Source organism: Rugamonas rivuli (assembly GCF_009380165.1).
Lineage (GTDB): Bacteria > Pseudomonadota > Gammaproteobacteria > Burkholderiales > Burkholderiaceae_D > Rugamonas > Rugamonas rivuli.
Map to the genome: position 1 here is coordinate 650248 of NZ_WHUF01000001.1, position 26471 is coordinate 676718.

At 59.8% G+C, this 26471-nt stretch carries 26 protein-coding genes and 2 pseudogenes; 16 read left to right on the forward strand and 12 right to left on the reverse strand.

The genetic code is table 11. The features are described from left to right. Positions 1-7: 7 nt before the first annotated feature. The 3 genes from GEV01_RS02805 to GEV01_RS02815 all read right to left on the reverse strand — a co-directional run bounded on the left by GEV01_RS02805 (position 8) and on the right by GEV01_RS02815 (position 3155). Positions 8-1243 (reverse strand): efflux RND transporter periplasmic adaptor subunit, encoded by a 1236-nt coding sequence (locus GEV01_RS02805; RefSeq protein WP_328595419.1) that lies wholly within the window; start codon positions 1241-1243, stop codon positions 8-10. Then, positions 1240-2598 carry a TolC family protein gene (locus tag GEV01_RS02810; RefSeq protein ID WP_152801486.1) on the reverse strand — a complete coding sequence of 453 codons (1359 nt, stop codon included), beginning with the start codon at positions 2596-2598 and terminating at the stop codon, positions 1240-1242. The genes GEV01_RS02805 and GEV01_RS02810 overlap by 4 nt, the downstream gene beginning before the upstream one ends. A gap of 71 nt (positions 2599-2669) precedes the next feature. Further along, positions 2670-3155, reverse strand: a complete 486-nt coding sequence (locus tag GEV01_RS02815) for a hypothetical protein (RefSeq protein ID WP_152801489.1) — start codon at positions 3153-3155, stop codon at positions 2670-2672. On the opposite strand from GEV01_RS02815, the gene GEV01_RS02820 reads away from it, so the two are divergent. The 9 genes from GEV01_RS02820 to GEV01_RS02860 all read left to right on the forward strand — a co-directional run bounded on the left by GEV01_RS02820 (position 3154) and on the right by GEV01_RS02860 (position 12204). Continuing rightward, positions 3154-3558 (forward strand): MerR family transcriptional regulator, encoded by a 405-nt coding sequence (locus tag GEV01_RS02820; RefSeq protein WP_152801491.1) that lies wholly within the window; start codon positions 3154-3156, stop codon positions 3556-3558. The genes GEV01_RS02815 and GEV01_RS02820 overlap by 2 nt on opposite strands. Positions 3559-3614: 56 nt before the next feature. Continuing rightward, positions 3615-4466 carry a cation transporter gene (locus tag GEV01_RS02825; protein WP_152801493.1) on the forward strand — a complete coding sequence of 284 codons (852 nt, stop codon included), beginning with the start codon at positions 3615-3617 and terminating at the stop codon, positions 4464-4466. Positions 4467-4485: 19 nt separating this feature from the next. Beyond that, the gene (locus GEV01_RS02830) at positions 4486-4899 is read left to right on the forward strand and encodes a hypothetical protein (protein ID WP_152801495.1); all 414 of its coding nucleotides are present in this window, start codon (positions 4486-4488) and stop codon (positions 4897-4899) included. A 100-nt stretch (positions 4900-4999) separates the two neighbouring features. Next, entirely contained in the window at positions 5000-5395 is a 396-nt protein-coding gene (locus GEV01_RS02835) for a hypothetical protein (protein WP_152801497.1), read from the forward strand. 75 nt (positions 5396-5470) lie between these two features. Continuing rightward, positions 5471-6802, forward strand: coding sequence for a TolC family protein (locus GEV01_RS02840; RefSeq protein ID WP_152801499.1), 1332 nt, complete (start codon positions 5471-5473; stop codon positions 6800-6802). Beyond that, positions 6799-8367, forward strand: coding sequence for an efflux RND transporter periplasmic adaptor subunit (locus tag GEV01_RS02845; protein WP_152801501.1), 1569 nt, complete (start codon positions 6799-6801; stop codon positions 8365-8367). Before GEV01_RS02840 ends, GEV01_RS02845 begins: the two co-directional genes overlap by 4 nt. Next, positions 8364-11525, forward strand: coding sequence for an efflux RND transporter permease subunit (locus tag GEV01_RS02850; protein ID WP_152801504.1), 3162 nt, complete (start codon positions 8364-8366; stop codon positions 11523-11525). Before GEV01_RS02845 ends, GEV01_RS02850 begins: the two co-directional genes overlap by 4 nt. Beyond that, positions 11522-11881: a hypothetical protein gene (locus GEV01_RS02855; RefSeq protein WP_152801505.1), complete on the forward strand. Its 360-nt coding sequence runs from the start codon at positions 11522-11524 to the stop codon at positions 11879-11881. The genes GEV01_RS02850 and GEV01_RS02855 overlap by 4 nt, the downstream gene beginning before the upstream one ends. 137 nt (positions 11882-12018) lie before the next feature. Then, positions 12019-12204 carry a hypothetical protein gene (locus GEV01_RS02860; protein WP_152801507.1) on the forward strand — a complete coding sequence of 62 codons (186 nt, stop codon included), beginning with the start codon at positions 12019-12021 and terminating at the stop codon, positions 12202-12204. Positions 12205-12462: 258 nt separating this feature from the next. Here GEV01_RS02860 and GEV01_RS02865 read toward each other — a convergent pair whose 3' ends face one another. Continuing rightward, positions 12463-12747: a hypothetical protein gene (locus GEV01_RS02865; RefSeq protein ID WP_152801509.1), complete on the reverse strand. Its 285-nt coding sequence runs from the start codon at positions 12745-12747 to the stop codon at positions 12463-12465. Positions 12748-13326: 579 nt separating this feature from the next. On the opposite strand from GEV01_RS02865, the gene GEV01_RS02870 reads away from it, so the two are divergent. From GEV01_RS02870 to GEV01_RS02880, 3 genes are all read left to right on the forward strand, one after another. Continuing rightward, a complete protein-coding gene (locus GEV01_RS02870) occupies positions 13327-13524 on the forward strand; it encodes a hypothetical protein (RefSeq protein WP_152801510.1) in 198 nt (65 codons plus the stop codon). Then, complete coding sequence (locus GEV01_RS02875; RefSeq protein ID WP_152801512.1) at positions 13524-13859, forward strand: hypothetical protein; 336 nt, start codon at positions 13524-13526, stop codon at positions 13857-13859. Before GEV01_RS02870 ends, GEV01_RS02875 begins: the two co-directional genes overlap by 1 nt. A 71-nt stretch (positions 13860-13930) precedes the next feature. After that, positions 13931-15202, forward strand: a complete 1272-nt coding sequence (locus tag GEV01_RS02880) for a hypothetical protein (protein ID WP_152801514.1) — start codon at positions 13931-13933, stop codon at positions 15200-15202. On the opposite strand, the pseudogene GEV01_RS31480 reads toward GEV01_RS02880, so the two are convergent. Then, positions 15165-15518 (reverse strand): annotated as a pseudogene (locus GEV01_RS31480) (IS66 family transposase); the annotation flags it as partial. The gene GEV01_RS02880 and the pseudogene GEV01_RS31480 sit on opposite strands and share 38 nt — an antisense overlap. 28 nt (positions 15519-15546) lie before the next feature. Beyond that, on the reverse strand, positions 15547-16290 hold the full coding sequence (locus GEV01_RS02890; RefSeq protein ID WP_152801519.1) for an SDR family NAD(P)-dependent oxidoreductase: 744 nt from the start codon (positions 16288-16290) through the stop codon (positions 15547-15549). Positions 16291-16425: 135 nt separating this feature from the next. On the opposite strand from GEV01_RS02890, the gene GEV01_RS02895 reads away from it, so the two are divergent. Then, positions 16426-17322: an AraC family transcriptional regulator gene (locus GEV01_RS02895; protein ID WP_175022887.1), complete on the forward strand. Its 897-nt coding sequence runs from the start codon at positions 16426-16428 to the stop codon at positions 17320-17322. Between the two features lie 20 nt (positions 17323-17342). After that, positions 17343-17711 (forward strand): YybH family protein, encoded by a 369-nt coding sequence (locus GEV01_RS02900; RefSeq protein ID WP_328595420.1) that lies wholly within the window; start codon positions 17343-17345, stop codon positions 17709-17711. A gap of 95 nt (positions 17712-17806) precedes the next feature. Here the strand turns inward: GEV01_RS02900 and GEV01_RS02905 are convergent. The 3 genes and pseudogenes from GEV01_RS02905 to GEV01_RS31390 form a co-directional block, all read right to left on the reverse strand. After that, a pseudogene (locus tag GEV01_RS02905) lies at positions 17807-18058 on the reverse strand (transposase domain-containing protein); the annotation flags it as partial. A gap of 20 nt (positions 18059-18078) precedes the next feature. After that, the gene (locus tag GEV01_RS02910) at positions 18079-19032 is read right to left on the reverse strand and encodes a site-specific integrase (RefSeq protein ID WP_152801521.1); all 954 of its coding nucleotides are present in this window, start codon (positions 19030-19032) and stop codon (positions 18079-18081) included. 5 nt (positions 19033-19037) lie between these two features. Further along, positions 19038-19805, reverse strand: a complete 768-nt coding sequence (locus tag GEV01_RS31390; protein ID WP_152801523.1) for an abortive infection family protein — start codon at positions 19803-19805, stop codon at positions 19038-19040. A 214-nt stretch (positions 19806-20019) separates the two neighbouring features. Here GEV01_RS31390 and GEV01_RS02920 point away from each other — a divergent pair, with 214 nt between their 5' ends. Both GEV01_RS02920 and GEV01_RS02925 read left to right on the forward strand, forming a co-directional pair. Continuing rightward, the gene (locus GEV01_RS02920) at positions 20020-21060 is read left to right on the forward strand and encodes a DNA-binding protein (RefSeq protein ID WP_152801524.1); all 1041 of its coding nucleotides are present in this window, start codon (positions 20020-20022) and stop codon (positions 21058-21060) included. 321 nt (positions 21061-21381) lie between these two features. Next, a complete protein-coding gene (locus tag GEV01_RS02925; RefSeq protein WP_152801526.1) occupies positions 21382-22209 on the forward strand; it encodes a hypothetical protein in 828 nt (275 codons plus the stop codon). Here GEV01_RS02925 and GEV01_RS02930 read toward each other — a convergent pair. From GEV01_RS02930 to GEV01_RS02940, 3 genes are all read right to left on the reverse strand, one after another. Next, entirely contained in the window at positions 22166-22648 is a 483-nt protein-coding gene (locus GEV01_RS02930; protein WP_152802304.1) for a DUF488 domain-containing protein, read from the reverse strand. The genes GEV01_RS02925 and GEV01_RS02930 overlap by 44 nt on opposite strands. Before the next feature lie 141 nt (positions 22649-22789). Next, positions 22790-24457, reverse strand: a complete 1668-nt coding sequence (locus GEV01_RS02935; protein WP_152801528.1) for a UvrD-helicase domain-containing protein — start codon at positions 24455-24457, stop codon at positions 22790-22792. Further along, positions 24454-26358 carry an ATP-dependent nuclease gene (locus GEV01_RS02940; protein ID WP_152801530.1) on the reverse strand — a complete coding sequence of 635 codons (1905 nt, stop codon included), beginning with the start codon at positions 26356-26358 and terminating at the stop codon, positions 24454-24456. The genes GEV01_RS02935 and GEV01_RS02940 overlap by 4 nt, the downstream gene beginning before the upstream one ends. Positions 26359-26471 lie beyond the last annotated feature (113 nt).

Here is a 26471-nt window from a genome sequence, read left to right on the forward strand (position 1 = left end):
TGGTGTCCTAGTCGTTATCTTTGGCGCTGCTCTTGCCGAGTTCGGCCTTCAAGATGAAGCTGTTGGCGGCGTATGGCACGCCCGTTTTCAGCCCGTTGACAATTTCGCTATGCCGGCCATCTGAGCGACCGACCGTCACAACCTGAGTACGAAAACCATTCTTCGTACGCACGAATATGGTTGGTTTGCCCGCCAGGTCCTGTAGCGCGTCGGCGCGCACGGCGACCGGAACCTTGACTTCCCCGTCGGCGACGTCGAAGTCCGCGAACAGTCCGGGGCGCCATTGTGTGTTCGGATTGGGTAGGACGACGCGCGCGAGCGCGCTGCGAGACTGGTCGCCGACCAGCGCACTCACGTAGGTAATCTTCCCGATAGCGGAAGTATCCTGTTGCCGGACCCGTACCGTGACGCTATCGCCCACGCGCACGGCGCCAAGATTATTCGCAGGGACGTTGATGTCCGCCCACACCGTGGTCAGGTCGGAGACCTGAAACAGGGGCGTGTCTTCCTTGACGGCGTTTCCTACCACCAGATGCTTCTCCGTCAGCATGCCATCGAACGGGGCGCGTACCTCATATCGGTTCAAAGCCGTCCCATTCGTTCCAGCCGCGCCTAGCGCCGCCAGTTTTTGCTGGACATTTTCTTTCACGACCGTCGCTTCGGTGAAAGCCTGCTCAGCCAGCAGAAAATCCTGCTCGGCCGAGATACGCTCCTTCCAGAGCACACGTTCCCGCTCATAGGAGGTTTTGGCCAGCGCCAGTCGATGCTGGGCGACGTTCAACTCGCTGCGTAGGTCGGAGATCGTGGCGCTGGCGATGGTCGCCAGCACGTCGCCACGCTTGACATGTTGCCCCAGTGTTCCGGTAACGGATTCGATGATGCCGGCCACCCGTGGGACCACGATGGCGGTTTTGTCGCCGTTTGCCCGGATTTCACCCGACAAGGTCAGCATCGTACGGATGGTGTCCGCCTGTGACATCTCGATCGTGACACCCGCCTGGCGGGCCTGCGCATCGGACAGGGTAACGACGCTGTCGCCGCCAGTACGATCCGATTCCGCCGCCGTGCCGGCGACGGCGGATACAGGGGCCGCGACCGTGCTCGCCGATGGGCCGCTGGCAGGCTTGTCGTCATCGTCGCGTTGACCGCCGCGTTCGATCCCCAGAATGAGACCGCCGATCAGCACGCCAACGGCGAGCATGGCGGATATGTAGCGCAATTGTTTTCCGGTGGGCTTGTTCACGGGGAGGTCTTTCCATTGAGCGAATTGGTGGCAATAGGTGCGCCGGTCAGGCGATCTATCTCGGCATGCGCGCGATGCAAGGATGCGACCGCGTTCAGATACTGCGTTTTTGCCTGCAGCAGGGTGCGTTGAGCGTCGAGCACGTCGAGGAAGGTGAATTTCCCGAACTCGAAGCCCTTTACCGCCGCGTCGTAGGCGCTCTGAGCGCCGGGCAGGATGTCGTTACGCAAGAGCAAGACAGCGTCACGCGCAGCGGTCCATTGCTGATGGAACTGCAACAGGTCGGCGCGCACACGGCTTTCGGTGGCGCTCAACTCATCGCTCGCCTTGTCGGTTCGGCGTAGTGCCTCCAATACATTGCCATGGTTCCGGTCGAACAGCGGCAGCGGCACGGATAAGCCGATGAGCGCTTGATTGCGTCCGATGTCCTCGGCCCGCTTGACGCCGACGCTAACTGTCACGTCCATGGTCCGCCGAGTCTTCTCGACCTCGGCCAGCGCGCTCCGGCGATCTACCTCCAGGGCAGCGCGGCGCACCGACGGCGACGCGGCGATCAACGTTGCGATGTCCCCAAACTTGGGAACATCCGGCATATCGCCAAGTACCCCATTGGCAACGCCAAAACACTGCACATCTCCATTCCACATCGCGCATAAGCGGCCGCGAGCGGCGACTACATCTGTGTTCGCCTGGGACCGTTCCAGCATGGCGTTCGCCTGGGCGACCCGCGCCTTGGTTTCTTCGACAGGAGAAATCTTGCCAGCAGTAACACGCTTGCCGGCGATCTCGCTCCCTCGCTGCGCCAGGACCACCGCGGCATCCGCGAGCACGAGTCTTTCCTGGGCGACGAGCACATCGAAAAATGCGGCGATCACGTTGGCGCGGATATCGGCCACCTTGACAACACGGTCGGCAGCAGCGGCGTCCCGCGCGCGCTCGCCGGCGGCGATTCGCGCATTCCGCTTTCCTCCCAGTTCGACTATCTGGTTGAGCTGCACCGTCGTGGTTCTGGTCCCCTTTTTGAGATCCTCCAGCGAATACGCGAGTTCCGGATTGGGGCGTGCTCCCGACTGCACCAGTGCCGCCTCCGTGGCCGCGATCTCGCTAGCTGCGGCGCGAATATCGCTGTTACGCCGTGTGGCCAACTGGATGGCTGCATCGAGCGACAAGGTCGGAGCGAATTCCCCGTCGGGCAATGGCGCGGGAATGCTGCTGAGTTCCGAGCCGATACCGGCGCTCCACGCGTACGATGCGGGCGCGTAGCCACCTGACAAGCAGACGATAAAAATGACGGTCGCGCGGACTGTTTGCGGCAAGCGCAATATCCGAACGACCCTTGTATAAACATGAGCCATGAATGATTCCTGTAAAACCTGATGACGTGATAAAACAGGCGCAAGCGCGCCGGATCAAGAAATGGTTTAGTTCAGGAACATATGGGAGGACGATCCAGAGGGATGGGGCTTGCGGATGTAAAATCTGAGACAACTATCGCCAGATGAATGTCAGGCTCGGCGGCGCCAACAAAATAATCGTGCACGGGCATATCTGCCAAATTTGACAGTGACGCGTAAAGACCGGCCGCATGACTGACTTGGGTCCTCTCGGGCTTGGCCACCGGATTGGTCTGGGGCGCGACAACCGATTCATGTTGAACCTGTGACTGTTCTTCCAAAACTTCATCCAGAAACGGCCAGTCACCCAGGTTCAAGACGAAGGTGAGCAAAACAAAATAGCTTGCGGCCCGAAAGAATTTCAACATAGTGCACAGACTAACATAGGTCAGCGGTAGGCTGGCTATGAGGAGCCCTCTGATGAGGGTATGACGTATTCGAAGGTACATAATCGGACGCTTGACGGGTTGATATGCAACGTTTATAAACCTTGTAGTCACTTTAAGGTCAAGCATCATGACGATATCCTTTTCGATCGGCCAGCTGGCCAGCGCCGCGCAAACGCCCTCGGCGACCATCCGGTATTACGAGAAAATCGGACTTCTTTCCACGCCGTCGCGCACCGGCAGCAACTACCGGCAATACAGCCAAGAGGACTTGGACCGGCTCGCCTTCGTGCGGCGGGCCAGGGGAACCGGATTTACGATCGACCAGGTGCGCAGCCTGCTGGCGTTCTCCGATCAGCGCGATGCAGACTGCTGCAAAGTGATGGCCATGACGTCCGAGCATTTACACGCGGTTGAGCAGAAGATTGCCGATCTGGTGGTGCTCAAGGAGCAACTGGCCAGTATGTTGGCGTCGTGCCAGGGCGGGACGGTGGCCAACTGCCGCATCATCGACACCTTGCAACCAAGGCAATGAACTCAAGGGTGTATTCAGCTTGACGTTAGAGCGGCTTCAAGGTTTACCCTTGTTGGATGAATACAGATACCGGCTTTGACCAAGAACCGTTCGCCGCCGCCATACCCCGCAGCGAGAGCGTCTTACTGTTGCCCAAAATGGACTGCCCATCAGAGGAAAACCTGATCCGGATGGCGCTTGCAGGCGTGGCTGGAATCGGCTCGCTCAATTTTGACCTTGCCGCCCATACGCTGAGCGTGACACACCAGGGCGAGGCCCAAGCAATCCTTTCCTGCCTCGCGCCGCTTGGCCTGGGCGCCCAGTTGATCACCTCCGAACCCATTGCCGACGGCGCATGGCCGGAAATTGAACCGGTCGATGACGCTGGCGAGGCGCGGACGCTGCGCTGGCTGCTGGCGATCAACGGCCTCATGTTCCTGGTCGAGATGGTATGGGGTCTTCTGGCCGAATCGACGGGCCTGATCGCCGACTCGCTCGACATGTTCGCCGATGCTGCAGTCTACATCCTGGCCCTGTATGCTGTGGGCCGCTCCGTGGCATTGAAACGCCGCGCCGCGCACTTGGCTGGATGGTTGCAGGTGATTCTCGCGCTGGGGGCACTCGGCGAGGTGGTGCACCGTGGCGTGACCGGCAGCGAGCCCGAATCGGTCGCCATGATGGGAATTGGCGCTGTCGCGCTGGCCGCTAACGTGATTTGTCTGATGCTCATCGCAAAAAAACGCCATCACGGCGCCCACATGAAGGCGAGCTATATCTTCTCGGCGAACGACGTGATTGCCAACCTGGGCGTGGTCATCGCCGGCGCGCTGGTGACGTGGACAGGCTCCCCCTATCCGGACCTGGTGGTGGGCTTTGTTATCAGCGTGATCGTCCTCATCGGCGCACGCCGCATTTTACGTTTGCAGTAATAGAGAGGCCACTCGTTCCATGTCAACATCAAAAGGTGCCTGGAATCGCAGCGAAAACAGGATGCGCCGTTTGAACGCGGTCACCGCCACGGCCGTTGTTTCACTTGTTCTCGCTGGATGCGTGACGGCTCCATTGGACGCCGTCGACTGGCAGCATGGCGCGAGACGCGGCCATGTGGTCAGTACTTATGCCGCCGACCTGCCGCCAGCACAGCTGCCGAAGTGCCTGGCCAACTTGCCGCTCGATCAATATGCCGCACAGCGATTTGTGCAGGTCCGGTATCACCACGGGCGCCTGATGTTGTCGGCGGTCGCGCCAATGCCGCCAACGCTCGATGTAAAGGATGGCGACATCGTTGAGTTGTGGCCTGCCGACTGCGCAGCCGGGAATATCGCGCGCATTACCCGGAAACTGAGTACCCAAGGACAGTGACGGACGGCCGAGACGCCGGCACCGGAAGCATCGCGCATGCAGGCGCTCATTTTTGACTGCTTCGGCGGTGGCCGGCGAGTTGTGCTAACATTTGCGGACCATGAAACTGTCACAACCTACACGCGCGATCGCGGCCATCATTATGCTGTTCAGCTTGCTGTTTGCTCAGCTGGTTGTTTCCGCGTATGCCTGCCCAGTGCCGGATAAGGTGCAAACGGTAGAAATGGTTAGCATGGCGGGTATGCCCGGCTGTACCGACATGAGCATGGACAAGAGCAGTCCAGCGCTGTGCAGCGCACACTGCGACACGGGCCACCAGTCGGCAGACACTGCCGACACGCCGGCCGTCCAGCCATTTATGGCCTGCAGCTTGGAAGTCGTGCTTCCGCGCATCGAGCGCGCCTATCTCTCGCTTACTTCCTCACTCGAATCTGTCCCGCTGACGCGCGCCACGGCTCCGCCCTTGGTCATTCAGCATTGCTGTTTCCGCATTTAATCCTCCAGAGCGCCTAGTTCGTCACCGCATCGCCAGCCCGGCGCGCGGTGTTGTCCATCGCATTCTGGAGATATCATGTCATCCCCATTTTCCGCACATCCCAATGCGCGAGTTTCCCGTCCTCGGAGCGTACCGAAGGCCGCGCTTGCGCTCTCGTTCCTCGTCGCCATTCATGGCGCACTGGCGGCGCCGCAGCCGCTGACAATCGGTGAGGCCCAGCAGCGGGCCGTCGCCCGCTCGCGCCAGCTAGGCGCCCAAGACCAAGCCATCACTGCCGCTAATGAAATGGCAGTCGCCGCCGGCCAGCGCCCCGATCCGGTGCTGAAGGTGGGCATCGACAATCTGCCCGTCAGCGGCTCTGATCGCCTTAGCCTTGGCAGTGACTTCATGACCATGCGCCGGATCGGTGTGTCGCAGGAGTTGACGCGCGCCGACAAGCTGCACTGGCGCTCCGCACACTATCAGATCGAAGGAGATAAGGCCCTGGCGCAAAAGGACGTGGCGCTGGCCGCCATCCAGCGCAACACTGCCATCGCCTGGCTGGAGGTCTTCTACACGGAGCAAATGGCCAGCGCAGTCTCCGCCCACGCGGCCGTGTCGCGCCAGGAAATTGAAGCCGCAGAGGCTTCCTACCGGGGTGGGCGCGGCAGCTCGGCCGATATCCTCGCGGCCCGCTCCGCATTGCTCGCGCTCGATGACCGCGTCAGCGAGGTCCAGCGCCGCCAGCGTGCGGCCCACAACATGCTCGCCCGCTGGACTGGTGAAGATACCCTGGTGGCCGGTGCGCCGAATATCGAGCGTATTCGGCTGGACCCAACCTCGCTCGACACCGATCTCGCCCACCACCCAGAGATCGCAGTCCTGAACAAGCAGGAGGACATCGCGCAAGCCGACGTCAATTTGGCACGGGCGAATCAGCACACCGACTGGAGCGTCGAAGTCGCGTTCCAGCAGCGTGGATCTGCCTATTCGAACATGGTGTCGGTCGGCATTTCGGTGCCGCTGCAGTGGGACCGCAAGAACCGGCAAGACCGTGAACTGGCGGCCAAGCTTGCCGTAGTCGAGCAGACGAAGGCCGAGCGCGATGAGATGCTGCGCGAGCATGTCGCCGAGACCCGCAGCCTGATCATCGCCTGGCAGAGCGGCCGGGAGCGGATTGCCCGCTACACCCACGAATCGTTGCCGCTGGCCTCCGAGCGCAGCCGGGCAGTGCTGGCGGCCTATCGCGGCGGGAAAGTGACCCTGGCCGATGTACTGGCCACGCGGCGCGGCGAAGTCGAGCTCCGCCTGCAAGCGCTGGAGGTGGAGCTGGACACCGCGCGCCTGTGGGCACAACTGAATTTCCTCTTTCCCGAGGGCGGAGCCGCCCAGCATTCCGCCGCCAACAACCACCAGGAAGCCAAATGAAGAACAAGAATATTCTCGCGACGATCACCGCCATTGCCATTGCCATCGCGGCCGGCGGTTACGGTGCCTACCGGATTGGCGTACACCAGGGCATGCAGGCCACGCCAGCAACAGGCGAAGCTGTGACAGTCGCCGGCGACACCGGCAAGAAGCCGCTCTACTGGCATGACCCTATGGTGCCCGGCCAAAAGTTCGATAAGCCCGGTAAATCACCGTTCATGGACATGCAGCTCGTGCCGGTCTACGCCGGCGCCGACGGCGACGACGGGTCCGTCACCGTCAGCCCGCGCGTCCAGCAGAACCTGGGCGTCCGCACGGCCATAGTCAATACCGGCAGGCTGTCGTCCGGTGTCGTGGCGGTTGGCAGCGTCGCGTACAACGACCGCGACGTCGCGCTGGTACAAGCCCGCAGCAACGGGTTCATTGAGCGCCTGTACGTCCGCGCCGCGCTCGACCCCGTCAAGCAGGGACAGCCGCTGGCCGAGTTGTATGTGCCCGACTGGATCGCAGCGCAGGAGGAATTCCTGACGGCCCGCCACATGCAAGGCAGCGACACCGCATCGCTAGTCGACGGCGCCCGCCAGCGCATGCGCCTGGCCGGCATGACCGATGGGCAGATCCGGCTGGTCGAATCGAGCGGCAAGGTGCATCCGCGCATCACTATCTCAGCCCCCGTCAGCGGAGTCGTCGCGGAGCTGGGCGCCCGCGAAGGCATGACCGTGACGTCGGGCGCACAACTGTTCCGCATCAACGGTCTTTCCACGGTTTGGGTGAATGCAGAGGTGCCTGAAAACATGGCTGCCAAAGTTCGGCCAGGCGACGCCGTCGAGGCGCGCTCGCCGGCGCTGCCGGGAGGCGTCTTCAAGGGCAAGGTCGGCGCGGTGCTGCCGGAGGTGAGCGCCGCCACGCGCACGCTCAAAGCAAGGATTGAGCTGGCGAACAGGGGAGGGCAGCTGGTTCCCGGCATGTTCGCCACGATCACCTTCGCGTCCAGTCGCGACGCCGACGTGCTGTTGGTGCCGTCCGAGGCGGTGATCCAGACCGGTACGCGCAGCGTTGTCATCCTGGCACAGGACGGCGGAAAGTTCCAGCCAGTCGATGTCGAACTCGGTGGCGAGGGCAATGGCAAGACCGAGATCCGCAAGGGCCTGACTGCCGGGCAGAAAATTGTCCTGTCGGGCCAGTTCCTGCTCGATTCCGAGGCCAGTCTGAAGGGAACGACGACGCGCATGGGCGATGCCCAGCCCTCCGGATCGGCCACGGAGGCAACGTTCCACCACGGTCAAGGCAAGGTCGAGCGTATCGATAAGGACGAGGTCACAATTTCCCACGGTCCCATCACCACCCTGCAGTGGGGAGCGATGACCATGGGGTTCAAGGCACCGGCGGCGGGGCTACCGCGCAATGTCAGCGTGGGCGACCGCGTGGCGTTCGACATCAAGCCGCGCCGGGACGGCACCTTCGAGATCGTCGCTATTTCGCCAGTCGCGGATGCGCCCGACACCAACGACAAGGGCATGGACGGCATGAAGATGCCTGCCGTATCGAAGGGAGCGAAGAAATGATAGCGAAACTGATCCGCTGGTCGATCAGCAACCGTTTCCTGGTCCTGCTGGCCACGGTGTTCATCGCCGGGTGGGGAGTATGGTCTCTGACGCGTACACCGCTCGATGCGATCCCGGACTTGTCCGATGTGCAGGTCATCATTCGCACGACCTACCCGGGCCAGGCGCCGCAGATCGTCGAGAACCAGGTGACTTATCCGCTGACCACCACCATGCTGTCGGTGCCGGGCGCGAAAACCGTCCGCGGCTATTCCTTCTTCGGCGATTCCTTCGTCTATATCCTGTTCGAAGACGGCACCGATTCCTACTGGGCCAGATCGCGCGTGCTGGAATACCTGAACCAGGTGCAATCACGCCTGCCGGCCCAGGCAAAGACCGCGCTCGGGCCGGACGCGACCGGCGTTGGCTGGATCTATGAGTACGCGCTGGTCGACCGCAGCGGCAAGCTTGACCTCTCGCAGCTGCGCGCCTTCCAGGACTGGTTCCTGAAGTTCGAGCTGAAGGCGGTGCCGAACGTCTCCGAGGTGGCCAGCGTAGGTGGCATGGTGCGTCAATACCAGATCGTGCTCGATCCCGACAAGCTGCGCGCCTATTCCATCCCACACAGCAAGGTGATCGAGGCCGTGCAGCGCGCCAATCAGGAGAGCGGTGGCTCCGTGATGGAGTTGGGTGAAGCGGAGTACATGGTGCGCGCCTCCGGCTATCTGCAGTCGCTGGACGATTTCCGAAAAATTCCTTTGACGACCACGAATGCGGGCGTGTCGGTGCGCATGGGCGATGTGGCGCGCGTGGAGCTGGGGCCAGAGATGCGTCGCGGGATCGCAGATCTGAACGGTGAAGGCGAAGTCGCCGGCGGCGTGGTTGTCATGCGTTCCGGGAAGAACGCGCTGGAGACCATCGAAGCCGTCAAGGCCAAGCTCGCGAAGCTGAAATCGAGCCTGCCGGCCGGCGTTGACATCGTTCCTGTGTACGACCGCTCCAACTTGATCAAACGCGCGGTCGACAATCTGGAGCACAAGCTGATCGAGGAATTCATCGTCGTCGCGGTGGTCTGCGCGATCTTCCTGTTTCATATCCGCTCGGCGCTGGTGGCGATCGTATCGCTGCCGCTGGGAATATTGATTGCCTACATCGTGATGTCCTACCAAGGGGTGAACGCCAACATCATGTCGTTGGGCGGCATCGCCATCGCCATCGGTGCCATGGTTGATGCGGCGGTCGTGATGATCGAAAACGCCCACAAACATATCGAAGCATGGAATCACGCTCACCCGGGCCAGAAGCTAACGGAGGACTCGCAGTGGACGGTGATTGGCGACGCTGCAGCTGAGGTCGGGCCGGCGCTGTTCTTCTCGCTGTTGATCATCGTGCTGTCCTTCATTCCGGTGTTCACGCTGGAAGCGCAGGAGGGCCGATTATTCGCACCGCTGGCCTTCACTAAAACGTACGCGATGGCTGCGGCGGCCGGCTTGGCGGTGACGCTGATCCCGGTGTTGATGGGCTACCTGATTCGTGGACGCATCCCGGATGAACAAAAAAACCCGCTGAACCGATGGCTGATCGCGCTCTATCGCCCGCTGCTGGAGGTTGTACTGCGGCGGCCCAAAGCCACGCTGGTAGCGGCCGGCGTGATTGCGCTACTGACGATCTGGCCAATGTCGCGCCTTGGCGGTGAGTTCATGCCGCCGCTGGATGAGGGCGACCTGTTGTACATGCCGTCAGCACTGCCAGGCATCGGCGCCGGCAAAGTCGCGCAGTTGCTGCAGCAGACCGACCGCTTGATCAAGACCGTGCCTGAAGTCCAAACCGTGTTCGGCAAGGCCGGCCGGGCCGAATCCGCCACCGATCCGGCGCCGCTAGAGATGTTCGAGACGACGATTCAATTCAAGCCGCGCGACCAGTGGCGGCCTGGCATGACCACCGATAAGCTAGTGGAAGAACTGGACCGCATCGTCAAAGTGCCAGGACTGTCCAATATCTGGGTGCCGCCGATCCGCAACCGCATCGACATGCTGGCCACCGGTATCAAGAGCCCGGTCGGCGTTAAGGTGGCCGGTGCGAGCCTGCAGGAGATCGATCGCATCACCGGGGAAATCGAGCGGGTCGTCAAGCGCGTACCTGGCGTATCGTCGGCCCTCGCAGAACGGCTCAACGGCGGGCGCTACGTCGATATCCATATCGACCGCGACGCGGCGGCGCGCTATGGCTTGAATATCGCCGACGTGCAAAGCATCGTGGCTAGCGCCATCGGCGGCGACAATGTCGGCGAAACGGTTGAGGGCCTGCAACGCTTTCCGATCAATGTGCGCTACCCGCGCGAGGTGCGTGACTCGGTCGAGAAATTGCGCGAACTGCCGGTGCTGACCGAGCGTGGCGCGCAGATCCGGCTCGGCGACGTGGCCACGATCCGGATCGACGACGGCCCACCCATGCTCAAGAGCGAGAACGCACGCCTGTCGGGCTGGGTGTATGTCGATATCCGGAGCCGAGACCTCAGCTCCGCGGTGCATGAAATGCAGCAGTTGGTCGCCAAGGAAGTCATTCTTCCGGCCGGCTACTCGGTGTCCTGGTCCGGGCAATTCGAATACCTAGAGCGAGCGACTGCCAAGCTCAAGGTCGTCGTGCCCATGACGTTGTTGATCATCTTCGTGCTGCTGTATCTGACCTTCAAGCGCATCGACGAGGCGGCGCTGATCATGGCGACGCTGCCGTTCGCTCTGGCGGGAGGCATCTGGCTGCTGTGGGCATTGGGGCACAACCTGTCGGTCGCGAGCGGTGTTGGCTTCATCGCGCTGGCGGGCGTGTCGGCCGAATTCGGAGTGATCATGCTGCTGTACCTGAAGCACGCATGGGAAGCCCGTCTGGTAAAAGGCACTGCAGGCGAGGTCGACCTCCTAGACGCGATACGCGAGGGCGCCGTGCTGCGTGTCAGGCCGAAGGCGATGACGGTCGCCGTGATCATCGCCGGGCTGGTGCCGGTCATGGTCGGATCGGGCACGGGTTCTGAGGTCATGCAGCGTATCGCAGCGCCAATGGTCGGCGGCATGATCACCGCGCCGCTGCTGTCGATGTTCGTCGTGCCGGCAGTCTACCTGCTGATACGCCGTAGATCCATCCGCGCAGCGGCTGTCTCGACATCCGGGACCGATCGTCCATGAAACACATCGTCACAAGGCACATGGTGCTGTGGCTCAAATGGATGCTTCTGCTGGGCAGCCTGCCGCTGCCCAGCACTGCCCAGAACTTGCCGTTGCAGATGGAAATGCGGGCCGGGGGGGCAACGGTAATGTTGTCGCCCGATGTGCCGACAGCTGACTGCATGTCCTTTGCATTTTGCTGTATTGCGCCGCCAGTCCCGGTACGCGCGTTTGGCACTCCGGAACGCTCGAACGCGCTGTGCGTGTCTGACGCCTGGCAACGTGAGGTCAACGACCTCACTGCCGCCGCAACGTCGCGACACATAGCACCGTCGACTGTGGCGCTACGTGTGTTGCACTGTTGCTGGCGAAACTAGATCGACGTCACATTCCTGCAATGAACTCCTCCTGCCATCGCGTTTGTTGTTGGCGGTTGGTTCAGCACATCGATCCACATTTGCAATGGGTGCCCAGAGGCGGCACCGAGCACTGATTTATTACGAAGGAATGCATCATGAACAAGTTCTTTACTACCTTAATCACCATCGGCGTCGGCACGGCGCTGACGGCCTGCGCCAGTACGGACCTGCCGAAACGTACCGTCCTCCCTTTGGACCACGGCCCGCGAGCGCAAGCGACGCCCTGGCTGAATCAGCAGCGCCTGTTGTATCTAGAACAGCAGACCAAACCTGGCGCCTAAAAGGTCCTAGCCGTCAAAAATGGAGTCCTCCGGCCGAGGACGCGGCTTGCCCACCATTTCCAACGTTGGAAATGGTGGGACGGCTCTCTCGAACCAGGCCCGCGCCGCCACCGCGTCAGATGCGCTGGCCACGCAGCGCCGAAGTGCGTTCGACTAAAATTCTCCTGCCGCGCAGAAGTGGCAGAAATGACCTGTTCGCGTTTAGATGCCGCCACCTATTTGCGTGACCGGCCGCCATCTATCCCGGTAGGTAGCAGTTCATTCGCCGGTTAGCCGATACACGACTTTGATTTGCTCATCGCTATCGATGGCATATCCGGTCAGTGCTTCGAAGCCTCGCTTGTTGTTCCGCTCATAGGCAAACCTCCCCGCCGAGAGTGCAGCAACTTCCCGCAGATTAGTTGGCCGTTCGCCGTCAGATTTGGTGATTTTCCAAGTTACTTGATCAACTTTCTTCAAGATCAGGCGGTTGATTTCGGGGGCTTTTTGAAAAATTTCGCCGAGGGTGGCGAGAGATGTGATGGTTCCTGTGATTTGGCTCATTTGCAACTCCATGCAAAAAAAATTGACCGCAACTCCTTACGGCCCAGGCGCTAATCATCCGATCAGCATTCACATACTACTCCAACTCCGTCCCGTTCGGCGACAACAGGTTTTAGATCTCCGCGACCGACTTGGTGATGGCCGTCATCGCGTGTTCATTGCGTTCAATGTAGCGATCGGTCAGAGAGTCTGAGGGACACTAGCGGCCAGACCGGGCTACGCCCCCACGCCAAGCCGTGGCAGCCATACTGGGGCATGGCAGCTTATGACTAACACCACTTCGTTCCGCGTTTCCTGCTTGAAGCGTGCCGCTCCGGCCCGGACGGGCTACTGTCCACCTTCCACTGGGACTATCACAAGAATTTACGCCACGGTCGGCATTCGCCCAAGGGCGTGGCCAAGCTATTTCATCTCTATAGCCTGAAAAGCGTTCCGGACGCAAACTGGATCGAGCGCGACTTCCTGGGGCCGCACGTGGATGATCCTGGCGCCGGCGCCTACCACGCCATTATGAATCTGGGCGTCGATAAACTGTCACCGTAGCAGGTCGATGCCTGGACTCGCTTCCTGGTTTCGCTAATGGTGCGTGGTCCTGACATGATGGCCCTGGCGCGTGCGCGCGGCGGCGATGTGCTGCGCCAGACGCTAGCCGAACGTCCGGACGAGTACCTGGCCGCAAGGGGCAACGATCCCGCCAAGACCTTGCTTGACTTCGTGGAAAACAACCGGCCCGAGATTTTCACGATATCGCGCCGCGTATCCTGCCAGATCTCGTGATGTCGCCCAATCTGACCAATGCGATCCGCGATGCGATCTGGATGACCCAGGATTTCACCCAGTCCACCGTCGATCTGTGTATTGGCGACAGGCCGCTGATCTACATGGGCACGATGGCCAGCAGCTTCTTGTTGGCGCTGCCCCTGAGTCCTCGCAAGGTGTTTTTTTCCTTCAACGAGCAGCGTACTGGCCAACATCTGGTCGGACGCCCGGTTTCGGCGCTGGCCAAGCAACTCAACCTTCACACCGTATCGCAGGCCATGCGGTACGTGTATGCGGCGCATGGTGGACACCACGAATTCATTCTGCGCCACCTGCCACTGCCGAGCGATTAAACTGGTGGGGCGACAGGTGTGTAGGTGTCGCCCCCACCGTTACGTTTTGCCGACAGGCAGGAGCAAAGATTATGAACGACGGAAATTTCGCCGGCAGCGACAAGGCGTGCGAGCTCGGTTGCATTTACTGCGGCCTTCAGCGCCCCTTCAATGATGAGCATGTTTTCCCCGCCGGCCTTGGCGGCGACGATCGGGCCTTCATGTTGCGTGGTCTCGTTTGTGAGACATGCAACAGCGAGACGTTTTCGCGTATGGAAGCCGGGTTGATGAGGAACTCGCCCGAGGCGTTCGCCAGGATTCATTCACAACCACAAGGTCGCAAGCGCAAAAAATCCAATGGCGGGCCTAAGTTTCAACCCGAATCCATCACTATCTTCCTCCCTGAAGGAGGCGACGCGGAAGCGGAAATTCGCGCGGGTGGACAAGTGGCCCTGTTGCCGCAGTTCTCGCTCCGAGAAAACCAGGTGAAGGGCCAAGGTAGCGAAGCGTCCGAACTGAAGCAATTTGCCACCGGCCTTCAGACGATCTTCAGGGAGGACAGCCTCTTGCTCGTCACGAAAACTGCCTGCGAAGATGGCGTGCACTACGATACCTTGACTTATCAATGGGATGGTATTTGCTATCAAGAGGCCGGAAGGTCGGTCTCATCCAAGCCTCCAGAGCTATGCATCTGGAAGGACCAACGCCCGAATGACGACGTGCCGGATCGTCCGCATCGGATTTTTCGTCGCTCAGGCGGCCAGATCGTTTTGCGCACCGGCGACAAAGGCACGGACAGTCAATTTCTCACTATCTTAAGACGGAACTGTCAGCAGGTGACAGGGGCAGCAAACAATGCAGGCCCCGGAACATCCATTACTGGGGCGCCGATCATGGTGCAGATGAGCGCGAGCTTCATTGATCGTGAACGTGTACTGGCGAAAATTGGGCTTAATCTCTGCGCCCATGTCTTCGGCGGATCTTTTGTGCGCCAAGAATGCTTTGACGAAATCAAGTTGAGCATCTTGACCGGCGCCAAGCCAATTGCGTGTAGAGATCATCATCCGCAGCACTTGGATGGTCAAGATATGATTGCACGAATCCTCTCCGCCACGCCTCCAAGGCATCACCTCTGCATGCTTACTGCGGGTCCGTTGCCAGGCGGCGCCGTTGCAATTGTGTTCGCCATCCAACTCTACGGCGGTGTACTCACCGCCGTGACGCTTACAGAGTCGGCGTCATTTTCTTTGTCAGGTACTCCGATATTCCTGCTGGTCGATTATCTGAACCACAAGTTGAGCGTCTTAAGCTTAGGAGATTTTGGCGTCAAGTATCCAATGCCCGGACAACCTGGTTCGTCATGACCGCTCGGAAAGCTGTGCCGGCCATCAGAGCGACGGAGGGGCGGTTTCGATGCGGGCGGACATGGCGCAACAGGTTCGAAGGCGATCCCGTACAGCCTGCCCGTTCCAATCAACCCGTACACGGCGGCGCGTTCGCCACCGCTGTCGATGCCGGAAACAAGACGTTGCTGCAGCCACGTGCGACGCCACGTAGCGTCCGCTCGGCAGCGGAGTTGTCGATTTCGATGCGGCCGTCGGCGGCGTAGAGGGTCAGAGTCGGCCACAGCTTGAGCTGGTACATGATTGCCGCCACGTCGGATTTGCGCGATAACGTGGCGTGCAGGCTGCGCTGCTCCTTTGTTCGCCTAAATGATGTATCCGCCGCCCACTTCGACGGTTTGTGCGTTTACCCAACCAGTTTCAGACGAGAGCAAGGTGACAATGACACGTCCTACATCCTCCGGTTCGCCGACGCGCCCAAGCGCTGTTTGCCCGGCCAGCATGGTTTCGAATTCATCATTCAGACCGCCACCGAGTTCGGTGCGAATTGCACCTGGCGAGACCGCGTTGACGCGGATGCCGCGTGCGCCAAACTCCTTTGCCATGTAGCGCGTGAGGACTTCCAGGCCACCTTTGAAGGCCGCATACGGTGCTACACCGGAAGTGGCCACGCGGGTTGTCGCACTGGTCAGATTGACGATGGCGGCACCGGACGCCATCAGCGGCAGCAGCGCCTGGGTCAGGAAGAACGGTCCCTTCAAATGCACGTCCATCAGGCCGTCGAACTGCGCCGCCGTAACATTTTCGATCCGATTGAACAGGCCATAGCCGGCGTTGTTGACCAGGCCGTGCAGGGCCGTGGTGGACCATTTGGTCGCCAGCGCCTGGATGACGGCCTCCTTGAAGGCGTCAAAGCTGTCGGCGTCCCCGACATCGAGCGGCAGCGCCACGGCTTTCCCGCCAAACCCTTCGACGATGGCGACTACCTTGTCTGCGGCGGCTACATTTGTGTTGTAAGTGAGGATGACGCCCATGCCGCGTTTGGCAGCTTCGATGGCGGCTGCGGCCCCGATGCCGCGGCTTCCACCGGTTATGACGATGACATTCATGTAAGGCTCCTGTGATTGAAAGTGAGGCGTTCACTGTAGCGGCGATAGCATGGTCGGGCACATACGATCCTGCCTAAAACCTGCCTAATCCTGCTTTTGCCTTGCGCTATGCCATACGTTCAGGTCCAATGCATCATGGAAAAACAAATCGATGAGCAGATGGCCCGGCTGCGTACCCTGGCAGCCCCGGGCCGGAATGGGCGCCTGGAGACCGGAATTCCGCGCGTGGCGATGGTGCGAGGCACCATTCCCGAGCACGAACTGGCGACTGTGTACGAGCCAATGATTAACCTAATCCTGCAGGGCGGCAAATCGATGACGGTGGGCGAGCAGACCTTCGACTACGATCCGGCCACCTATTTCGTTATGTCGGTCGAACTGCCGGCGGTAGGCGTGATCCGGTCCGATGCGGCCGGTGCGCCGTACATGGCAGTGGCCCTGACACTGGTGCCATCCATCTTGGCAGAACTGATCGCAGGCCTGCCGCCCGGCTGCGCCCAAAACGGTGGCAACGCCTTTTCGGTCGCCGCCGTGACGCCGGAACTGCTCGACGCCTGGACGCGCATGCTGGGCCTCATGGCCCATCCGGAGGATATCGCTGCGCTGGCGCCCGCATACGAACGCGAAATTCTGTATCGCGTGCTGCAAGGGCCTCATGGCAGCATGCTGCGTGCAATCGCGGCGCCCGACAGCGCCATGGCGCGCTTGGCGGCAGCCATCGCATGGATCCGACGCGATTTCAATCTGCCCCTGCGCGTTGAGGCGTTAGCGGACAGGGCTGCGATGAGCGTCTCGGCATTTCACCGCCACTTCAAGGCGACGACGTCATTGAGTCCGGTTCAGTACCAGAAGCGGATTCGCCTGATGCATGCACGCACGCTGATGGTGGCCAAGGGCAGCAGCGTAGCGGCCGCCGCTTACGATGTGGGATACGAGAGTGCGACGCAGTTCAGCCGCGAATATGCGCGCCTATTTGGGATGGCGCCGCTGCGCGACGCTGCGCGGATGCTGGCCCACATGCGCAATATTTGATCAATCAAACGGAGCTATAAGTGAATCTTGACCAAACTACGACAAGCCATCGCAAGATCGCCGATGCTTTTATCGCCGCCTCCAATTCCGGGGACGTTGACACTGTACTGAAGCTATTCTCACCTGATGCAGTGATCGACGACCCATCGACCGGCCATTGCTTCGATGGCCATACTGGCATTCGCGCTTATATCGAGCAGTTTTTCGTTGGGTACCACACGGTGACGCGCTTCCTCTCGCTGCAGGACCTTGGCGCCGGCCTAGCGCGAGTACGGGTCGATTTCACCGGCGATTTTGGACACGAAATCGGTTTGCTGGACATGTTTGTCGATGCAGCAGGCACCATCGTCCGCATCGAGGCCAGTCTCGAAGACGGCGTTGGTTTGTAGGCCTAACGCCAGCCCCGTCTTGAGGGTGTCGTCGAATTATTAGATGATGATGGCACACACCACTGGGAAGCGGCGTGTTGTTGAGCCGACGGGAGCTACGCGGCACAGTTGCAGGGCAGGAAATCTTCAATCTGACTGACCGGATGATCGCCGATATGCGTCAGCACGTGATGCAACCAGGCTTCGGAGGCGACGCCGTTCAGCTTGGCTGTGCCGATCAACCAGTAGATCGCGGCGGCGCGTTCGCCACCGCAGCCGGCGCCAGCGAAGAGGTAGTTGCGGCTATCGATGGCAACGCCATGCAAGGTGCGCTCGGTAGCCGAGTTACCGATCTCGACGGCGCAGTCGGCTAGGACGACGCTTACTTTTATTGGGCCGCACTGCTGATCGAGAGTGTACGCTCGATGCGATCTTTCATGAACGGCGCCGCCGCATCAACATATCTCAGGGCAGATTTCATATCCCGCCAGCCGACATATTCCATCAAGCTCTTTACATCCCAGCCATTGCCTGCGGCCCAATTTGCAAAGCCCCGGCGAAGCGAATGCCCGCTGTACAGACCCGCTGAGCTCAGGCCACCGTTGCCCAGGATCGTGCGCAGCAGTGGAGCGATACTGTCGATGTGCAGCTCGCTCTCGCCGACGTGTCCCCAGCGGTCGACCCGGCGGTACACTGGTCCGCTGTCCATCTGTGCGGAAGCAATCCAATCCAGGTACGCATCGACCGGGCAAAGCCGCGAAAGCGCCGGCGCCTTGAAGGTCGTGCCCAAATTCTGCCGGTCTCCTTTGGTGCTGCCCAGGTAGCAGCTGATGCCTTCGCCAGCCTTGGCCTGAACGTCCTCTATCCGTATGCGACTGAGTTCATCGCTGCGAAATCCACGCCAGAATCCAAGCAGAAGCAGTGACTTATCGCGTAGGTTGCGCAGCTCCGCGCCGCGGTCGGCGGCGCTGCGAGCAGCAGCGATCGCGGAATCGAGCGAGGCCACCACGCTTTCCAGCTCGGCCAGCAAAAGCGGCTTGGCCTGCTTTTCCTGGGCGGGATGTAGCGCTCGGATGCCGCGCAATGCTTGGCACACAATCGGTGCCTTGGTCGGATCAGGAAATCCCTGCTCCGTGTGCCACTTCGCGAGTGCCGCCAGGCGCTGACGCAGCGTGCTGATGGCGAGCGTGCCGGCATATTCGGCCAGATAGCGGGCAACGCTATCGGCCGTCGCAGGCAGCACTCCCTGCCACTCAACCTCGAAGTGTTCAATGGCGCCCCGATAGCTCTGGCGCGTGCTTTGGCGGGTGGCCGCCTCGATGTACTGGTCTAATTTCGACATAAGGATTAATGTCCGACCTTGGCGCTGATGTAGTTGAAAATGGTGCGGCTGGCGTTGACGGCCAGATGGGCTTCCGCTTCGCCCAGCAAATCCTCGGAAGGATGCGCGACGCTGCCATTATTGCGCAGCGAATTCAGGGCGTAGATGGCCTGTGCAAAGCCCTGCAGCACGCGCACCAGATCCTTGTCATACGAGCCCAAGGACTGCAGAACGGAATGCTCCTGGCGCAAGATTTTGAATAGCGCGGTCAGCGAAGCATCGTCGGCAACGGCGATCCCTTCCTCAATGCACAGACTGCGGAAATAGCCATGCAGTACCGTGTGCAGGCGGTCTACGGCGCTGACCGGGCCGCTGACTTGCATGAGATGCTCGGCGTCATTGAGCGCGCGCAGCACCACGTCTCCGCTGGACAGACCGGTTGGCGCCTCGCTCTTGACGCTTTCAAGCCCGCTGAGCACGAAAATTGACAGCTCAGCGCTATCCCTTAGCAGAAGGCTGGTCAGCTTGGCATGGTTGATGAGCTGTTCTACGGCCACCATATCCTCACGGAAGAGATGCTCCAGCGTCTGCAGGACGCACTGGCCATAGTCCTCATCTCCCCAGCTCAGGCTGCGAATGAGACGTTTGTGTCCTTGGATATATTCAGTATGGCCGGACAAATAGCCGAATTCTTTCCAGTCCTCAGCGGTGAATTCACTCACGATGGTCCGCCGCAAGGCGAGGATCAACGAGCCTCGTTTTTTCGGGTCAGTGGTGTAATCGTCGAGCGTCACTATCGCTACCTCCACGGCAAAGCATCAATGTAGCTGGCCAACGGCGAAATTACAGGGAAAAATGCGAAAAATCGTACGGTTTCTATCGTCACGCCGGATAAACCTACTTTATCCGATATAAGATTTAAACGCAATTTCTCTTGGAATTTGGTGAGAAGTGGTATGTAATTACGTGGTATGTAATATATTATCTTATTTCATCCTCGGAGACCCTATGGCACGCAGCGGGCTTTACAAATCGGACGTACAAAAGGCGCGTGACGCCCTCATTGCGCAGGGTATAAATCCGTCGGTAGACGCCGTTCGCGTGGCACTGGGGAATACTGGCTCCAAAACCACTATCCACAAATACCTCAAGGAATTGGAGGAGGATGGCGGCGCCGGCGACAAGCGCAGCTCGATCAGCGAGGCGTTACAGGACCTGGTCTCGCGGTTGGCCGCGCGGCTGGAGGATGACGCACAGGAACGGATAGCGGCGGCCCGTGCCATATCGGATGCGACGGCGGCCGAACAGGTGGCGCTGTTGCAGGCGGCCCAGAACGACAATGCGTTGCAGCGGGTCCGCGTGCTGGAGTTGGAAACGACCCTCCAAGAGCAGGCGGCGGCGTTGGCGGCCAGCCGTAGCAATCATCAAAGGGAATCGACCGCGCGCCAGGTCGCCCAACAGCAAGTGGCTGACCTGCAGCAGCGACTTGCCGAGAATGAAACACATCGGCAATCTCTGGAAGAGAAACACCAGCACGCGCGCCAGGCCCTAGAACACTATCGCCAGTCGGTAAAAGAGCAGCGCGAAGCCGATATCCGGCGCCACGAACTACAAGTACAGCAAGCGCAGGCTGAGCTGCGCCTGGCTCAGCAGGCGGTCGCCGTCAAACAAGACGAGATGACCCGCCTGAACCAGGAAGGAGCGAAATTGGTGTCGGAGTTGTCGCACACCAAGCAGGACCTGTACGAGCAGCTGACACAGGTCCGTAAGCTGGAGCAAAAAGTCGACGCGTTGCAGTCGCTACAGGTGCGCGCTGCGGATACCGAGCGCCAACTGGTCAGTAAAATCGCCGAAGCTGAACTACTGACCGAGCAGCTAAACAATGCCAACGACCAGATCGCGCCGATCAAGACACAGGTCCGTGAGTTGGAGCTATTGCTGGCCCAGGCCAATGCAAAGGCGCAGGCACAGGAACAAATCGGAGAACAGTTGCGGACCTATCTCGACAAGATTGCCACCACGTTGACCGCACCCGAGGTAAGGAAGTAAAGGTGCCAGTCAATCAGGATATTTACCGAACCCATGCCGGTTCTGACATGTGCGCAAAATAACGAAACAGGCCGAAATGTCATGCGTGATTGCCTAACGCACAAGCGATCCACGTCTTGCCGGTATCCGAAGATTGGATCAGCGCGAACTTGGAAGTCGCAAGGCATCAACCACAAGCGAGAGCACTAACACTTTATTGCCCCGCGCCGCTCAAAACTGCTTGACGAACGACATGCCCCGCTGCACAAGGTGTTAAAAAAGATATATGATAAAAGAAAAATAACACTAATTTCCAAATATCTATCCGGGGAAGGCGGGCGCATGGCGAGCAAACTGGAGCGTATCCTGATCTTGGCTAAAACCTATCCGTCGCCCAGCGCCAAACATACCGAGACTTCGTGCGTCGCCGGCATCAACGAGCATGGCCAGATGCGCCGCCTTTACCCCGTGCCGTTTCGCATGATCGCTGAAAACCAGCAATTTCAGAAGTGGCAATGGGTGACGCTGCGCGTTGAAAAATCGCCGGCCGATCATCGTCCTGAAAGCCACAAGGTATTTGTCGATACGATCCAGATCGGCGAAACGATACCGCCGGATAAGGGGTGGGTGTTTCGCCGTCCTTGGTGGGAGAAGATCCCCACGTTCGGCAGCTTTGACGCACTGGAACAGGCCAGGCAAACGCAGCACATCAGCTTGGCATTACTGCGTCCAAAGCGCATTGAAAGACTGGAGATCACGGCGGTCGACAATCCAGAGTGGACTGATGAGGAACTGACCAAGCTGTCGCAGGAGCAGAGCCAAGGCAACTTGTTTTCAGAAGACGAACAGCGCAAGCAACTCAAGCAGCTGGAAAAGATGCCATTCGATTTTCACTACCACTATCTATGTGACACGCCGGACGGCGAACGCGCTTACCGTCACAAGGTCGTAGACTGGGAAGTGGCCATGCTGTTCCGAAACTGCCGCAAGTCGCATGGGGACGCCTGGGAAACGCCTTTCCGGGCAAAGCTGGAACAGGATTTCGCTGCACGCGATTTGACGTTCATGATGGGAAATATCCATCGGTTTCAGCACCAGTGGCTCATTATCAGCCTGATCTATCCGCCTAAGCCAGCGCCAGGTGACGCTGCGCAGGGTTGTTTGTTTTAAGGGCTGCCGCTTGCAGATGGTTGATCTGCAGGCCGCAGTCCTGGTGGACTGCGTCGGCCACCATAGATCGATGGCACATCTGGTAATCGGCCTCAAAGCAAAGTAACGCGCAATGACTTTCCTGTGCGATTTCGGATAATTCCGCCACCACGGCGCGTTGACTGGTGAGGTAGCGCTTGAAGTCGCGTTTGTAGCGCGACCAGTCGCCGTCTTCCCGATACTGGTTGCGGATCGGTTTGGGGCACCCCAGCGCGACGATATGACGATAGCCCAGGCCATTGGCCTGTAAGATTTCCCGCAGCCCGTTCTTTGAAAAACCGCGCTTACGCGACAACGGCAGTTCGCGAATATCGACCACCGTATCGACCTTGCCCAGTTTCAGCAGCTTGATGAACTGGTCGATATCCAACCCTTCGTAGCCGATTGTAAAAATACTCATAATGAATTCCTTGTGAGGCCGCAGTTTACACGATTTCTTGCGATGGACCGCTCCAACGGCCGCTTCAGCGCCGCGCGTGTGCCGGTTCACCGCGCCAGTTCGCCAGTCTCCCGGGTTGGCGCCCACGCCGGCTCTGCTGCACTATGCAGGGGCCAGGAAGGGGAGCGCGTACCCCAGGAACTCATTATGCGGGCGACGGACGACATCCCACCGCTTCTGGTAGTTCGGCGGTTTGGGCCGTTGATCGGCGTAGGTCAGCACCAGCCGACGCTTTGCCCGCGAGACGCCGACGAAGAACACACAACGCTCGTCGGCCAGATTGCCAAAGAACGCTTGCTCCTCGATCCCGAGCATGATCACCGAATCAAATTCCAGGCCCTTGCTTTTGTGGATCGTCAGCAAACGCACAGCCTGATCGTCAGCAAAACGATTCAGTGCCGATGGCAGCACCGGTTCCAGTTGGAGCAACTCCTCAATCTTCGTCTTGACCTGCTGAATGACCTCTCTCAGCCGAGCGTGTGTTTCATAGTCCGGCGACAGGGCCACCAACGTCTCCAGGCCAACCGCACTGAGAAATTGCTTCGCGTGCTCCCACCAACCATCGTAAGGGGCACCTAGCAACTGCGCCACCGCGACTTCTTTCCTCTGCTTCTTCACAAATTGATGAAAGGCGCGTCGCTTGGCGGACTGCAGGTCGTCATCGTCATATGGCAGCAACTGCTCTGACAGCCGTGTCCAGGCCTTCGGCTCGCGCTGCCCGTACAAGCAGGCGAGGAAATCGACAATCAACCGGGCTGCCGGTTCCACCGACAAGTCCTGCAGTTGCGTTTCGTTGCGATACGGGATGCCCAAACGCGTGAGCGCCTCCATCAAGTCGAAGGCATATTGATCTGGCAGTTTGGAAACCAATACCGCAACCTCGGAATAGGGGAGCTTGCCACCTTGGGTCCAGCCCGCGATCAGGTTGGCCAGATACTCGGCCTCTTGGCGGCTATCGGGAAAACGCCAGGCAAATACTTCGCCCCCTTCACCGGTCAGCTGCTCCGGAGGCATTACGGATGCCGGGTCCAAGACCCGAATGATGTCGTTCTGCATGCGCAGGAGCTTGGGCTGCGAGCGGAAGTTGCGGTACATGTTCAGCGGCACCGCCGCAAAGTCACGCGCGTAGAGTTGAAAAATCCCCTCCAATGCACCCGCCCAGCCCATGATTTTCTGCTTGACGTCACCGACCGCAGTCATGCGGATCGCCGTCCCTTTGAACGCCACTTTGATCAGCTCGTACTGATCACCCGTGCAATCCTGGAACTCATCGAGAAACACGTCCGTATAGGTCTGGCGGATGGCATTGCGGGCACTTTGGGACTGCCGCAATATCTTAATGGCGAGGGGGAGGAGGTCTTGGAACGTGATTTGCGAATGCCCGACGCGATTGTTCCCGATCTGATAGCCGGGATCGAGGGCGTCGGCGCCGGTGAGCACCGGACGAAACCGGTCGATAATGCGCTTGGCAAAGGCGTGGAAGGTATGACTGTCAAACCGGCGCCCCAATGCGGTGCCGCAGCGTCGCTTGACGCGCTCTTTGAGGTTGGTGCTGGCGTCCACCTTGAACGATATGGCCAGGATGCGCTTGGGATAACGGCACGTGTCGGTGCGCAGCAGGAAGTCTGCCCGTTGCGCCAGCATCTCCGTTTTGCCTGCACCGGGCCCCGCGGTCAGCGCCAGGTTCGCCTGTCGCTCCCTTGCCGCGCGCAACGCGTTCGGTTCCAGTGTCAGTCCGTCGGCCGGCGCCCATGCATCGGGCGCAATCATTCCGGCAGCTCCGCCAGGCGTGCAATCACTGCATCGGCAAGCCGCGCCAACGAAGGTGGCATTGCCGCCAGCATCGCTGCATCGGTGATCTGTGCCAGTGCCTCGATGTGCGCGGCAGGTTTGCTACCGACTTTGAACAAGCTGTGGTAAGTGCCAAATAGCTGTAGCTGCGCTTGCGCATACTGCTGTGCACCGTGGTGACTCTTGCCCAGCACGGCCTTGACGGTATCGGCGTCAGGGTCTTCCAGCGTTACGCCGTAGTGAACGGGGAAGGCCATAAGCAGCGCAAAGTCCAGGTCCATCGGGGAGGAGAAGAAAACGCCACGTTGTTCCAACTGCTCGAAATAATTGAAAAAGGTGAGTACTTTATGCGTGTCATCGTTCCACTCGGGTATGACGAAATTAGCGGGTAACTGCTTGGCCGGCTCATGCTTTCCGAGTTGATCGTTCACATACTTGATCCGGCCCCAGCCCCCGCGAAACCTGGCCAGATCCAGATCCAGCAACGTGAGGTAGGGGATCTGGAGTTCGGACAACAGACGCCAGAAGTGATTGACGTGGCGCCCTCCGAGTGGTGCCACCGTCACGCCCGATTCATCGACGGGCGCCCCTTTTGCGCGCAGTAACTTCGGCAGGACGATTTCCTCGCTGTCGCCTTCACCAAGCACGACCAGCCGCGAAAAATAGATCTCGGGGAACGCCTGAACAGCTTCCCGAACAAATTTGTGCGCCTCGTCCTGGGCCTCTGGCAGGCGTATGGATCGCACTTGCGTCGTGCGTCCCGCGTTCAAGCGAAGATACCGGATGTTTTCCGGCGGTACGCGCCGCAACATCGAAGGCGCATGGGTCGCGATCAGCGCCTGGGCGTCACCGTCGCTGGTGATCTTCGATAAGGTGTTGACGATACGGCCGAGAAAATGCGGCGATAAGCTGTTCTCAGGCTCTTCGATGGCGATGATGGTAAAGACCGGGGGACGCAGTTTCTCGACATCGAAACTGGTGTCTTCTCCTGTCAGCACCTTGCGACCGATGGCGTGGGATGACACCACTAGGGACAGGTACAGCATGGACTTCTGGCCGTCGCTCAGCCGCGAGAAATCAGCGACGCGATCGTCGTGCGCAGGGGAGAAGGAGATCGACAGATGGCGAAGTAAGGCTTCCACTTCGGACGCCGCGAAAGTGATCTTCGGATCGGCAAAATAACTCCCCTTGTGCAGCGACGTCCACGTGTCGGAAAGACACTCGCTAAAAGCGCTGATGGATGGGTTGCTCGACAGGCGCTCGGTAATTTGGTCTGTCAGTTCCTTGATGTCGGCCCGCTCGTTGTCCCAGTTGACAGCCCGCAGCATCCTGCCCAGCAGCGCGTTTGCACCGTAAGCGATATGGTCCGCCGGATCACGGCGAGCCGGCAGATAGTGGACGTGAATTTCGTTACGCTCGGCCTTGGGTACCTGGGCGGTACTTGCGATGGTGCCATCCTCCTTCACGTCGAGGACGTACACCAGCGACTCATCGATTTCACCTGCGTCAGAGAGAGTCGCTTCGAGGCGGAAGCGCACGCGCACCAGGCCATCGGCCTCATCAAGACGCATGTGCCCGAAATTGGGCGCGACGCCGTTGGTCTCGTCACCGTCTTCCAATTCCGGGAACACGAAATCGACCTCAATCCAGAGTTTGCGCTCGGCCGGTACTTCGGCTTCGTCGTGCGGGACATGAAAATCGGATTTCTTGATGCGGCGTAGGGCCGGATCGAACGCAAAGAGCCGGCAGAGCGCTTGCAGCGCGGCGGTTTTTCCCGAGCCATTGGGGCCAATGAGGTAGCACAACTCGGGGACAGTGAAGCTGACGGGGGCTGGGCCGAAGGATTGGAAATTCGACAGGCGAATGTGGTGCAGGTTCATGGCTGGAAGGCTCACTAGATTGGAGGAGTTGTTTTTGTCGTGTTGCGTGTCAGACAGAGAGTATTGAGGAAAAGTGATGCTTCAATTCTCTCCATTCGTCACACACACGGCCT